The 12487-nt window shown below is 47.9% G+C and carries 15 protein-coding genes; all 15 read right to left on the bottom strand.

Annotated features, from left to right (window positions below; all coding sequences use genetic code 11):
* Nucleotide 1: 1 nt before the first annotated feature.
* Complete coding sequence (locus ABU165_RS18455; protein ID WP_224951433.1) at nucleotides 2–358, bottom strand: YbaN family protein; 357 nt, start codon at nucleotides 356–358, stop codon at nucleotides 2–4.
* Nucleotides 359–498: 140 nt separating this feature from the next.
* On the bottom strand, nucleotides 499–1245 hold the full coding sequence (locus ABU165_RS18450) for an amino acid ABC transporter ATP-binding protein (RefSeq protein ID WP_009791578.1): 747 nt from the start codon (nucleotides 1243–1245) through the stop codon (nucleotides 499–501).
* Nucleotides 1246–1258: 13 nt separating this feature from the next.
* On the bottom strand, nucleotides 1259–1939 hold the full coding sequence (locus ABU165_RS18445; RefSeq protein WP_318060738.1) for an amino acid ABC transporter permease: 681 nt from the start codon (nucleotides 1937–1939) through the stop codon (nucleotides 1259–1261).
* Between the two features lie 14 nt (nucleotides 1940–1953).
* Complete coding sequence (locus ABU165_RS18440; RefSeq protein ID WP_022543491.1) at nucleotides 1954–2757, bottom strand: amino acid ABC transporter substrate-binding protein; 804 nt, start codon at nucleotides 2755–2757, stop codon at nucleotides 1954–1956.
* Between the two features lie 207 nt (nucleotides 2758–2964).
* Nucleotides 2965–3327 (bottom strand): hypothetical protein, encoded by a 363-nt coding sequence (locus ABU165_RS18435; protein ID WP_148950946.1) that lies wholly within the window; start codon nucleotides 3325–3327, stop codon nucleotides 2965–2967.
* Complete coding sequence (locus ABU165_RS18430; RefSeq protein WP_318060739.1) at nucleotides 3327–3872, bottom strand: NAD(P)H-dependent oxidoreductase; 546 nt, start codon at nucleotides 3870–3872, stop codon at nucleotides 3327–3329. The genes ABU165_RS18435 and ABU165_RS18430 overlap by 1 nt, the downstream gene beginning before the upstream one ends.
* A 39-nt stretch (nucleotides 3873–3911) precedes the next feature.
* Nucleotides 3912–4547: an efflux RND transporter periplasmic adaptor subunit gene (locus ABU165_RS18425; RefSeq protein ID WP_094769079.1), complete on the bottom strand. Its 636-nt coding sequence runs from the start codon at nucleotides 4545–4547 to the stop codon at nucleotides 3912–3914.
* 28 nt (nucleotides 4548–4575) lie between these two features.
* On the bottom strand, nucleotides 4576–6204 hold the full coding sequence (locus tag ABU165_RS18420; RefSeq protein WP_318060740.1) for an MFS transporter: 1629 nt from the start codon (nucleotides 6202–6204) through the stop codon (nucleotides 4576–4578).
* Nucleotides 6205–6356: 152 nt separating this feature from the next.
* Nucleotides 6357–6788 carry a MarR family winged helix-turn-helix transcriptional regulator gene (locus tag ABU165_RS18415; RefSeq protein WP_318060741.1) on the bottom strand — a complete coding sequence of 144 codons (432 nt, stop codon included), beginning with the start codon at nucleotides 6786–6788 and terminating at the stop codon, nucleotides 6357–6359.
* Nucleotides 6789–7169: 381 nt separating this feature from the next.
* A complete protein-coding gene (locus ABU165_RS18410; RefSeq protein WP_156916998.1) occupies nucleotides 7170–7307 on the bottom strand; it encodes a hypothetical protein in 138 nt (45 codons plus the stop codon).
* 71 nt (nucleotides 7308–7378) lie between these two features.
* Nucleotides 7379–8833, bottom strand: a complete 1455-nt coding sequence (gene nagE, locus ABU165_RS18405; RefSeq protein ID WP_101551639.1) for an N-acetylglucosamine-specific PTS transporter subunit IIBC — start codon at nucleotides 8831–8833, stop codon at nucleotides 7379–7381.
* A gap of 158 nt (nucleotides 8834–8991) precedes the next feature.
* Nucleotides 8992–9963 carry an alpha/beta hydrolase gene (locus ABU165_RS18400; RefSeq protein ID WP_022543486.1) on the bottom strand — a complete coding sequence of 324 codons (972 nt, stop codon included), beginning with the start codon at nucleotides 9961–9963 and terminating at the stop codon, nucleotides 8992–8994.
* Nucleotides 9964–10054: 91 nt separating this feature from the next.
* A complete protein-coding gene (locus tag ABU165_RS18395; protein WP_009791757.1) occupies nucleotides 10055–10660 on the bottom strand; it encodes a class I SAM-dependent methyltransferase in 606 nt (201 codons plus the stop codon).
* Nucleotides 10657–11397 carry a hypothetical protein gene (locus ABU165_RS18390; RefSeq protein WP_318060742.1) on the bottom strand — a complete coding sequence of 247 codons (741 nt, stop codon included), beginning with the start codon at nucleotides 11395–11397 and terminating at the stop codon, nucleotides 10657–10659. The genes ABU165_RS18395 and ABU165_RS18390 overlap by 4 nt, the downstream gene beginning before the upstream one ends.
* A gap of 20 nt (nucleotides 11398–11417) precedes the next feature.
* Complete coding sequence (locus tag ABU165_RS18385) at nucleotides 11418–12482, bottom strand: C45 family peptidase (protein ID WP_318060743.1); 1065 nt, start codon at nucleotides 12480–12482, stop codon at nucleotides 11418–11420.
* Between the last annotated feature and the right edge of the window lie 5 nt (nucleotides 12483–12487).

Here is a 12487-nt window from a genome sequence, read left to right as displayed (position 1 = left end):
CTTAATCCGGCAAGGTTTTTATTTTATAGAAGAAATAATAGTATTTATACAGAACAATGATTACCAGCATAATCCTGACTGCTGTGAGATCCGTCAAGAAGAATGCAATGATGATCATGGCGTCAGCAAACAGCAGGATCGTGAATTTTTGCTTCAGTGTCATCGACTTATTTTTCACAAAGCTTTCTAAGTGCTTTTTGTAGATCCCTGTCTGCTTGAACCAGACTTCAAACCTTTTGGATCCTTTCATAAAGCAGAATGAAGCCAGCAGAAGCAGCGGGGTGGTTGGAACGATGGGAAGGATGATGCCAAGGATGCCAAGGCCAAGAGCCAGAAAGCCGGCTGTGACGAATAAAATCTGTTTTATTTTCCTGATAACACCTGCCCCCTTCCTTTTCTGAGTTTAAATCTACCATTTTTCATAGTAAAAAGATATATCTGCTGTAGTGATGCAAAACTCTATAAACAAAGGCCCTGCATCTGTGCAGGGCCTCTACTTTATCGGGCAGTCACTTTGTTCAGGAACTGCTGTGTCCGTTTGTTTTGTGATTTTTCAAATACGTCCTCTGGTGTTCCCCTCTCGACAACGACGCCCCCGTCCATAAAGATGACTTCATCGGCCGCATCGCGGGCAAAGCTCATTTCATGCGTAACAATGACCATTGTGATGTCTTCTTTGGCCAGATCCTTCATAACCTTCAGCACTTCTCCTACCAGTTCCGGGTCAAGAGCTGATGTCGGTTCATCAAAGAGCAGCACCTGCGGATCCATCGCCATTGCCCGGGCAATGCCGACCCGCTGCTGCTGGCCGCCGGACAGCTGGTGCGGGTAATTATCGGCACGATCTTTGAGCCCCACCTTTTCGAGGAGGCCCAGCGCTTTTTTCCGCGCTTCCTCTTTCGAGCGCTTCAAGACGACCATCTGGCCTTCCATTACATTTTCAACCGCGGTCAAGTGCGGGAAGAGATTATAATTCTGGAATACCATGCCGGTCTGCTTGCGGAAGGCTACCATTTCCGCCGTTTTAATTTTCGCAGAATCCCCAAACTGGAGCGTTTTGTTTCCAAGCTCGATCTTACCGGCATCAGGAGTTTCGAGCAGATTCATGCATCTGAGAAGTGTTGTCTTCCCGGATCCTGAAGGGCCGATGATAACGGCCGTTTTCCCGGTCGGGATGGACAGGTCGATCCCTTTCAGTACTTCCAGTTCGCCGAATTTCTTATACAGGTTTTCAATCTTTATCATTCAGGCACCTCCATTATTTTGCGACGCTTCTTCCAAAACGGTCTTCAAGCTTGTTCTGGAAATAAGACAGGACTGTGCTGAAAATCAGATAAATAAAAGCAACCTCGATGTACAGCCACAGCGGTTCATAGGTGGCTGCCGCAATCTGCTGCCCCTTTTGGAACATCTCGGTAACCGTGATGGTCGCTGCCAGGGAAGTATCTTTTACCAGGCTGATAAAAGAATTCCCGAGCGGAGGGAGTGAGACTCTGACTGCCTGGGGAACGATGATGCGCCTCATGGCCTGGCTCCTGGTCATCCCGACAGAAGAAGCCGCTTCCCATTGCCCCTTAGGGATGGAAAGAATTGCCGCCCGGATGATTTCAGAGCTGTATGCACCCTTGTTCAAGGTAAAAGCAATCACAGCTGCCGGGAACGGATTCAGTGTGATGCCTACGCTTGGAAGTCCAAAAAACAGGATGAAAATCTGGACCAGCAGCGGGGTTCCCCTGAAGATCCAAACATAAAACCTGGCCAGTGCGACAAGCGGCTTGATGCTGGACAATCGGGCAAGGGCCACAAAAAACGCAAGAATCAAGCCGAGGGCAAATGTAATCAGTGTGAGGGGGATCGTAAAATAGATCCCGGCTTTTAAAATAGGAAAAAAGGAATCAGCGAGGATTCCTATAATTCGTTCTGCGCGTTCATCAAACATCTATATCAGATCCTTTATTTCGATACGTCTGTGTTGAACCATTTTTTTGAAATTTCCAGGTATGTTCCGTCTTCCTTCATTTCTGCAAGAGCTCCGTTCACTGCTTCGACAAGATCATCGCTGCCTTTGCGGAAAAGGAAGGCATTGCTAGTTGCATTCTCTTCTTCATAAACTGTTTTTACAGGAAGTTCAGGACGCTGCTTCTTAAGGTCAAGATAAGATAGGCTGTCGTTGAGTGTCGCATCGATCCTGCCTGATGTTATCAGATCTATTGATTGATTGAAGCCTTCTACCACCGTGTTCGTAGCCCCATGCTCTTCAGCAATTTTACGGTAGTTTGAGTCCAGTGACTGCCCGACCTTTTTGCCGTCCAAATCATCAAGCGTCTTGATTTCATCATTATTTTCATGAACGATCAGCACCGCTTTAGAAACGATATATGGATCTGACATATCGTATTTTTCAAGGCGGTCTTCACGGACGGCTACTTCATTCGCAACCAGGTCGTAGCGTTTTGCATCAAGTCCGGCAATCATGCCGTCCCATTTAGTCTCAACAAACACAGGCTTGATATCAAGGCGCTTGAACACTTCTTCTGCAATTTCAATGTCAAAGCCGGTCAGCTTTCCTTCTTTATCATGGTAGGTGAACGGGGCATAGGTTCCTTCAGTCCCGATAGTGATTTCGCCTTTTTCCTTGATCTGGTCATACAGGCTCTGGTCTTTCGCTGTATCTTTGTCTCCATCGCCGCTGCTTCCGCATGCAGCAAGGGAAATCGCTAATGCAAATGTGAGTAAAATTAGTGCGTACTTCTTCATGTGTGCATCAATCTCCTAGTATTTTTATCGGTTTAATTCAAACAACGTTACTTAGATTAATTCACTGGTGAAAAAAAGTCAACATATATTGCTCGGTATTAAAAAGAATCCCCTTAATGCCTTTATTTCATGTGCAGATAAAAACTTTCAGCCGGCAATCCTTAAAATCAGGCAAACCCGCATCCTTTGCCAGATGCGGGTTGAACTTTACTTTTCTTTTTTCTGGTTCAGTGATTTTAAGGCACCGCGGAATGCCTGGTCATCCATCCTGCTGTCAGAGGAATCATGCTTTTTCTCTTTTTCCTTCATAAAAGATTGCAGGGCCTGCCGGTATGCATGGTCTTCCATCCGTTCTGCATCTTCCGCAGCAGGCTTTATTGGTGTGCCTGCTGCTTCCCCTGCATCCTGAACGGGTTCAGCAGGATGTTCCTCGGGAGCCTGGAGCACTGCCTGGCTGGCACTCTTTTTTTCCTCCAGCTGCCCATGTCTGCGTGTAGAGTTTAGATTGGCAGCAATCAGGATGGCAGCCACGATTAAAGCAGCCAAAAGGCAAAATATGATGCCGGCCATTACTGACCAGCTCCGTCTGTGCCGGCATCAAGCCGTCTGGCCAGAAGTGAAACCCGTTCACCGAGGGCTCTCCCGAGTTCCAGCCCTTCATTTGATATCTTCTCGTCTGAATCAATCGGGCAGGTGATGCCGACACCATAATAAGAGCCGTATAAGGCATTTGCCGGAATATTGGCAGGCAGTCCGGCAATAATCATCCCTTGATGGAGCATGGGCGTAATCAGATTGAGCATCGTTGCCTCGAGGCCACCGTGAGTGGTTGCCGTTGTACAGAAAACCGCGCCGATTTTATTGACCAGCTTTCCTTCCGCCCATAAATAGCCCAGCTTATCGATCCACGCTTTCAAGCCTGAGCTGATGGTTCCAAAATGGCCCGGGCATCCCCATATGATGGCATCCATTTCCGGGAGTTTATACACATCTGCCTGGCTGACATGATCAATCAATACCTCTGCTCCCTCTATCGTCCGGGCGCCTTCAGCAATGGACCTGGCCAGGGCTTCCGTATGCATGCCTTCGCTATCGTAAACCACGTATATCTTCAATTGCCTTTCCTCCCCGCATTTTTCCTTTAATCGCTTCTTTTAGAGCGAAATTTTCACTTCCGCATTCATCCCCGGCAGCACTTTGTCTGAAGCATTTTTCAGGGAAATTTTCACTGCGACCTTTTGGGCCACTTTGGTGTAGCTGCCATTGGAGCTTTGCTGGGGCAGCACAGAAAATAATGAATTGGTGGCAAAGCCGATTTCCTCTACTTCTCCATCAAATAATGTGTTCCCATCTCCATCAACCTTGATTTCAACACTGTCTCCCACTTCAATCTCCTTCAAGTCTTTTTCCTTAATATTGGCCGTAATATAAAGATGCTCCATGTCTGCAGCAACTGCCAGCGCCTGTCCCGCCTGGACCATCTGATGAGGATAGGCTTGATTCTGGATGACCGTGCCGTTCATATAGCTGCTGACAGGAACAGAAGTTTCTCCTGCCGCTACTTTTCCGACGCTTGCATTCTCGGAGACACTTTTCCCCTCTTCCAGCTTCCATTCTGCAAGCATCCCTGATGCCGGTGCCGTTACCTGCATCATATCGGCTGATACCACTGCATCATCCGTCGTTACATAGTTTTCATTCTGGTAATAGTAATAAGCACCTGCTGCAATCAATGCGAACACAACCAGGATGCCAATAATATTTGTCAGGATTAAACGTCCTTTACTCATTCATCTTTCTCCTCTCAGGTAACCTCTATTATTTATGTGCCTGCCGGCTGTCCGGAGCGGGCAGAAGAATTCTTTTTTGCTTTTGGACAAGCGAGCGCCCTTTCCCTGTCGCAATCTTGCCGATGGAAGCCAGCAGCATGATGACGCCGATTCCCAGCATGATCGTAAACAGGTCATGGTATGCCGTAAGGATGGCCGACTTTTTCGCATTAACGACCAATTCATAGAATGCCATGCTCTTCGCCTTGGCCAATGGCAATCCGCTTTCCATCAGATGCCTTGTCATCCTGGCCATTTCCGCCTGTACTTCCGGGTCATATTTACTTGCGTGGTTCCTGACTGCTTCATAATGATACGCATTCTGCCTGTATATGAACCAGCCGAGCAACGGAGCAGCCACTGCCCCGGCAAAATTCCTGATCGAATGCAGGGTGACTGACCGCTTGGAGGCTTTATGGATGTCCCCGGCCAGGGCCGTCCCAAGTGCTCCTGCCACCAGCACCATGCTGACCCCTGCCCCAAGGCAGGCGATTTGGAAATAGAGAGCATGAAGGGAGATATCAGGAGTGATGTTCATCCATCTCCAGCTGACGTAAATGACAGCCAGTGAACCGATTGTCCCCAGAATGCCTGCTCCAAGCCTGTCATATAATAAAGTTTTCAGGATAGCTGTGATCAATATCCCGATGAAAAACCAGAAATAAAAATGCGATAGATACTCAAATGGCAAATCTTTATTATTCCGGAGAAACCCATTGATCCCGGCAAGGGCAAAAATGAGTGAAATATGGGACGCGACTGCCATGATTGTGCCTGACACCGGCTTGGCTGCCTTGAGAGAGCCAAACGGAACCAGCGGATTCTCCGATTTTAAATCAATATAGATAAAGAGGAGCATGATGATGGCGGCGAGAACCAGCAGCGGCCAGATCCTGATCGATGAGAAGCCCTCTTCCATCAGATTGCAAAGGGGATAGGCGAGGCTTAGGATAAATAACCCTAACAGGAAAATCCCTTTTTTATCCGCAGGCGGCTCCTTATGTTTTTTCTCATCCTGTGCTGATGGAAGAAAGATACTTCCCATTACAAGGCATAAAATGCTTGAAACGATGTTCAGGATAAACAGCCAGCGCCACATGCCTGATGAGAGCGAAATGCTTCCAAAGAATGCCCCGACAGCACTCGACCCGAATAGTCCCCCAATCGCCATCAGCAGGAAGGTATTGCGGATTTTGTTCGGAAAAGAAGTCAGGCTGACCGGCAAAATCGTCAGGAAAAGGATGCCGGCGCTGATTCCCTGTATGATCCGGCCGGCGGTCAATGTTGTAATGCCCAGTGACAGCGCGTCCAGTACAGAGCCAAGCAGGAAAACCAGCACAAAGGTCAGATAGTTCCTCTTAAGGCCGATCTTCCTTGCCAGCACCGGACCTAGCGGCACACCGAACGCAAATGCAAGATTGGATAATGTGGACGGCAGCAGCAGATCATTCGAACCAAGGTTCAGGCCGTTTTGAATGATCCCCTGATTGAGAATATAAGATAAATTTAAAAAGTACTGCGGCCCGATAGAAAAGATGGTCAGAATGGATATGGCCAAATATGGCGGAATGGCCATCTTTTTCGAATCAGAGCCGGAAATATTGACAGGTTGACTCAACAGCAGATCCTCCTTTCAAAACTTATATTTCTTTTTACAAGTTGCATTATACAACTTACAGACAATATATTGTATTATACAACTTTACAGTGATTCTGCAACAGGTAATTTCCAACAAAAAAAGAGCCTTGGCGGCTCTCTCCTCATCCGTATTATTTTCCCCATAGTTTGAAATCTTTATTAAGCCTTGTCAGGCTGGCTTCCAGCCCTGACAGCTCGTCCGGTGACCAGTCTTTCAAGATTTCCCCATAAACAGACTGGCGCGCTTCTTTCACCTTCTGAAGCACCGCCCGTCCTTTATCTGTCAGCTGGACCAGGCTGATCCGGCCGTTATGTTCATCCGGAAAACGTTCAATATAAGCTTTTCCTTCGAGAACGGCGATCTGCCTGCTCGCTGTAGAGAGATTCAGCATCAGCTTTTCTGCCAGTGCATTGATTGCCAGGGGCTCATGCGCAGAAATCTCACTCAGCAGCAGATACTCCGACCGGTCAAGGCTCCCCAGCTTCGGACTGTGGGCAGTCGTCAGCCTCACAAGCATCGCAATTTCATATTCAATCTGCCGTAAAGTATCCTTCAGCACCATCCGCCCCCCTCTTAATAAACGCCTTTCTTCTATTTGTGATTATGAACCATTTTACTTGAGGTATCAAGGGATGAAATGTGATGGACTCTGTTTAGAGATAGCTAATTCGCGGCGTGTCCTGCACAGTCTATGGACCACAACACTCATAATAGAGTTGGGGCCCAGCTCTGCCATGCTTAAGCTGATCGTCAATTCTCCAAAACTCTCAGCAGCACAGCATGACGGTCAACGTCTGAGTCCTTTCCTGGATGGCCATATTGAGAAAAGAACCTCTGTCTGTCCTTAGGCGCTATCCCGCTTCTTTTGACCGGAATTCCATAGCTTACTAGAAAGCGGTCAGGGGAACAGCCCTCCTGAAAAATTCCGGCGAATCAGTGCTATCTACCCTTCTCCCATGCTGCTGTAGCCTTCATTGGCCCACAGAGAAATCATGGCAGCAGCTATCATAAGAAGAGTAAAGACAATAAAAGGATGCATGCTCCCTTTTTGCCTTCTTTTTCTATGCTTTTTTTCCTTCATACCATCCCCTCCCCTTTCCATATATAAAGAGAAAAGAAGAAAAAGCCAGGCATCGCCCGGCTTTTTCAATGTTATTTCCTGATCTTTTCTATTTCATCGGCTACAAATTGCACTGATGTGCCAACGATGACCTGAATGCTTGTAGGACCGACAATATTGATTCCCGGAACCCCGGTATCTTTAATCTTTTTCTGGTCGACCTGCTCCATGTCCTTCACTTCAATGCGAAGGCGGGTCACACAGTTGTCTACAGATGTAACGTTCGCATCTCCGCCGAGGCCGTCATAGATTTTAGCAGCCATGATGGCGAATTTTTCACTTCCTGCCGCTGGGGCAGATACTTCTCCGCCTTCAGCTCCCTCAGTCATTTCAACCCGGCCAGGAGTGGATAGGTTAAACTTGGTGATCAGGAATCTGAACAGCACATAATACAGGACTGCAAATACGAGCCCCTGAACCAGCAGCATCCAGGGCTGGTTGGCAATAGGGATGCTCAAGCTCAGTGCAAAGTCAATCAGTCCCGCGCTGAAGCCGAAGCCGGCTGTCCACTGGAAGAAGGCCGCAACAGCAAGCGAGATTCCCGTTAATGCAGCATGCACAACATAAAGAGCAGGCGCAATGAACATGAATGAGAACTCGAGCGGCTCAGTCACTCCTGTAAAGAAAGAAGCAAACCCTGCAGCAAGCAGCAAGGATGCCGCCATTTTCTTCTGCTTTGATTTCGCCGTATGGTACATGGCCAGGGCAGCAGCCGGAAGGCCGAACATCATGACAGGGAAGAAGCCTGCCTGATACATGCCAGTTACCCCTTTAGTCCCCTCGCTTGCCCAGAACTTTCCGATATCATTGATTCCGACAGTATCGAACCAGAACACAGAGTTCAAAGCATGGTGAAGGCCTGTTGGGATCAGGAGCCTGTTAAAGAACCCGTAAAGGCCCGCGCCCACAAAGCCCATCTTGCTTATCGCTGTCCCGAAGGATACCAGTCCGGAATAGATGAGCGGCCAGACAAAGAACAGGATTGCGGCCACAGCCAGCATCGTTACAGCTGACATGATCGGCACCAGCCGCTTTCCGCTGAAGAATGCCAGGGCATCCGGAAGCTTCACCTTGGCAAAGCGGTTATACATAATCGACGCTACAATTCCTGATAAGATACCGACAAAAGCATTCTCAATCTTTCCAAATGCCGGGTTAACATCAGCTGCATCTACACCCTGCAGCATCGCAACCGTGTCAGTTGCCAGCAGCGTTGTCACAACGAGGTAGGCGACCAATCCGGAAATAGCTGAGGAACCATCTTTTTCCTTAGCCATCCCCAAGGCAATTCCGACTGCGAACAGTACTGGAATATTATCAAGAATGGAACCCCCTGCTTTAATCAGGAATGCTGCAGCTGCGTTGCCTGCACCCCAGCCATCGTGATCAATAGCGTAACCAATCCCCATCAAAATCGCAGCCACCGGCAGCACGGCTACAGGCAGCATTAAAGAGCGGCCCATTCTCTGTAAGTACTTCATGACCATTTTTATTCCCCCCTGGATGAAAAACTTGTTTGTCTAATTTGTAATGCAGAACGGTCCTCCTCTTCGTGATATTTTATAAAATAAACGAAAAAAGTCCATGCCTGCATCTATTATAGTTCACAAAATTGTAAATATTCAATCAAATTTCCAATTCTGCCTTACTTATTTTGCACTTTTTTAATAAAAGCCGTCAAGCGCTTCTGGTATTCTTCTTCAGCGATTGTATAAGCCTCTGTATGACCGGCCCCCGGCACAATCCAGATTTCCTTCTCGCTTGTCGCCGCATCATAAATCCGGTCTGCCATTTCGGTCGGGACCAGTTCGTCCTGGTCACCGTGGATGATGAAGAGCGGAAGCTTATTCTTTTTCACCTGTTCAACTGCCGAAGCTTCGCTGAACGTATAGCCTGCCCTTACCTTCGTCACAGCGCTCGTCACTTGCATGAGAGGGAATGAAGGCAGATGGTACAGATATTTCAGCTGGTGGGATAGCTCTTCATGAACGTTTGTGTAGCCTGAATCCTCAATGATCCCTTTCACTTCCGGCGGAAGCTTTTCCCCGCTTGCCATCAGGACGGTCGCTGCCCCCATGGAAAAGCCGTGCAGAAAAATATCAGTTGCCCCTTCCTCTTTTATCAGCCTGCTGGCCCACTTCACATAGTCCTTCCGTTCATGCCAGCCATAGCCGATATAATTCCCTTCGCTTAAGCCATGGCCCCTGGCATCCGGCTTCAGGACGTCAAACCCCTGCTCATAGTAAAATTTCGTAACGCCCGGCATCTGTTCGCTGCTGCCTTTATATCCATGAGCCAGGATGACTGCCCTGCCATTGGAATCCGGGTTCTTCAGGAAAGCTGCCTTTAGCTTCAGCCCGTCGTCCGAAGTGATTTCAACAGTCTTGAAGTCCTGTTTTTCCGTCCACTCCATCACTTCAGCAAGCTTGGCAGCTTCTTCCTCGGCAGCCATTGCACTGGCTGCCCTCGATTCGCTGCCGCCATGAAGCTTTAAGGCCTCATTGCTCCGATTGATTGCTACATTATAAAAATAGTTTCCTGCTCCTATCAGAACCGCAGCGAGAAGCACGATGACACTGCCGCTAATCAGGAGGATCCTTTTCTTTTTCTGTTTCATTCTCCTACCCCATTTACTATTTATCTTGAAACCATTATATCTGCCATTTCCATTCATTTCTATATATTCAGGACAATTAATGAAAGCGCTTTTATACTTTTAGCCTGTAGATCAAAAACCTTTCATTATGATCATGGCTGCTTTCAGGAAGCTCAACCTCTTTTTCCAGCTCAAAGCTTGTATAATTTTCAAGGAAAAAAATATAATCCTCTGAAGGGTAATACAGCACAATATCTGCAGTGCGCGGGTGCTCTTCCACAGACAAAAGGATATTCGCAATGATGTTCCTGAACACCTGGATGGAAAAGGGGTTGAAGAAGTAAAAGCAATTCTCCTCAGCCTTAATGCTGTATTCCTCTGCAAGGCTGCATTCAAATTGGAGCATCCCCCTGCTTTTTCTGCTTTTTTTCACATAAGTTTCTGCGTTTCGAAGAGCTTCTTCATATAAATCTTCATTCATTTCAACACCTGTGCCGGAAGCCTGGAACAGATAGTGGCTGTAAAAGACAAGCCGGCCCTTCCCGCAGCCGAAATCAACAAGCCTGTCAGTGCCCGCCAGCTTGTAATCCTGAAATAAAATGTCCAGCGCGGAATAAGGCGTCGCTTCATATCGGTGATAATGGAAGGACCGGTTAAACCCCTGCTGTCCGCCCTCTGTTTTAATATGAAGAAGTCTATCATAATCCTGTTCTTTCATTCTTTCCTCCCTGGCTGTTCAATGTCATTCTCCCCAAGCATCTGCATATAATCTATATTTGAACCGCCAGTACCAAAGCTGTCACCCACATCCGGAATAAAGGTTTTTCCATTTTCATCGTAGCCAATCCAGCCAAAATGGATGCCGAGCACAGGAAAAGAGAACCAATCAGGCTGGCTCTTCTTGGCAGAATCCGCCAACGAACCCGCGACGGACTTCCACTCTTCCGGCAGCTCCATCATCCCATAGCTGCCTTCATCAAGCATGGTTTCATGCTCCATCTGCACCTTTGGCAAATAAGTCTCTTTTCCCCCTGAAACAAAAAAGTCCCTGTCTCTCATTAAATAGTAGCGAATCTTTTCTAAGCCGCTGTCAGGCGAAAAGCTCCAGGCTATCCGGAATGAAGATGGGTCATCCGGGTCGATCCGCCAAATCTTCGGCTCCCCGGCAGAGCTGATATAATCAAGCTCCCAATCGCGCTTTCTCCATGTCCAAAAGCTGGCGCCATATTCTCCGCCTTTCCTCACAAAAGGAACAAAAACATGCTCTTCATCGGCTGGGATGATTGCCTTGATATCACTGGCCTGCATGTCGGAATGATAGCGGTTCATATAATCTATGAGCTTCTTGTCATCAGGCAGTCCGTCCGGTTTGGAAAAATAAAGCCAATAAAGTCCGATGCCGACTGTTATTGTAATAATAAGACCGGACAGCAGGAACAGCCTTTTCTTATTCATATCCATACCTCCGGCAACGTTTATTTGCTGAACCAGTTTGCATGATCATCCATATGCAGGAAGGGGATGATGGTATTCACTTCACCTGTGATCCTTTTCATATCAATATCTTCTCCCTGCAGCCATCTGTCAAAGTCAAATTCAACCGGGCTCCGGTCGCCGCCCAGGGCAAACCAGGCTTTACCTTCCTGAGGCAAATAACCTGATGTGTGGATGGTGCCGGCCCAGCTGCTGTATAAATCAGAAAAAACGCCTTTATCTGTATCATTCAGGAGTCTGAACGCCTCCATCGCTTCGGTCATTTCCACGCCTGCTTCTTTGATAACAGCAAGCCTGCGGAGTGAGTCTGCCAAATGGTGGCGGTTTTCATCTTTCATAATTTCAAAATGGTTGGTGCAGGCATTCGTCTGCCGGATCTCCACACGGCGCGGGGAAGTTTCCACCGCAAAGGATTTCCCGCTTCGGTCATATACAACATAGGTGAAAGAATGGCGGTGCGGAATCTCCTTGAGCATGCTTACAGCTTCATCGGCATCTGCGCATGATTCAAGAAGCAGCCTCCCGATCATGCAGCAGATAAAGCCGTCGCCCGGTTTTTTCCGGTTCATGAAGTTATAGCCTACCACCAGGCCTTTTTCGTTCATTCCATCCATCCGCCCTGTGACCCGCTGGCTGGGCCCGATGATGGCATAGCCCTGGTCAGTTGGCTGGAAAAGGGTGTAGCGGCCTTCATAGGTTTTGGGATGATAGTCGTAGTTGCGGATCAGATAGCTGCTGCCTGTCAAGATGGAGCAGCCGGATCGGTTATAATCGACGCGATAGCCGCCGAACTCCTGGAGGACTTTCTGCATCGGCCATTCCAGTGCTTCCTGGAGGCCGAGCAGTTCGTCCCAAGTGCCGGGGGCGAATTTTTTGATTGCATCCTTTGCTTCTTTTTCATCGATGATGAAGCGCGGTTTTCTTACTTTCCATTGTTCCTCGCGGTTTTTTACGGAAAGGGAGTTTTTGATTTTTTCTCCCTGCATATAGCCGAAGTCATAGTGGGTGCCGCGGAACTGGATGATGTCGCCGTGTATTTGTTTCATAGGGA

Source organism: Cytobacillus sp. T106, assembly GCF_040492155.1.
Classification (GTDB): Bacteria; Bacillota; Bacilli; order Bacillales; family Cytobacillaceae; genus Bacillus_AB; species Bacillus_AB infantis.
Note: the sequence above shows the minus strand (reverse complement) of the source record. Positions and strands in the feature narration are given on the sequence as shown.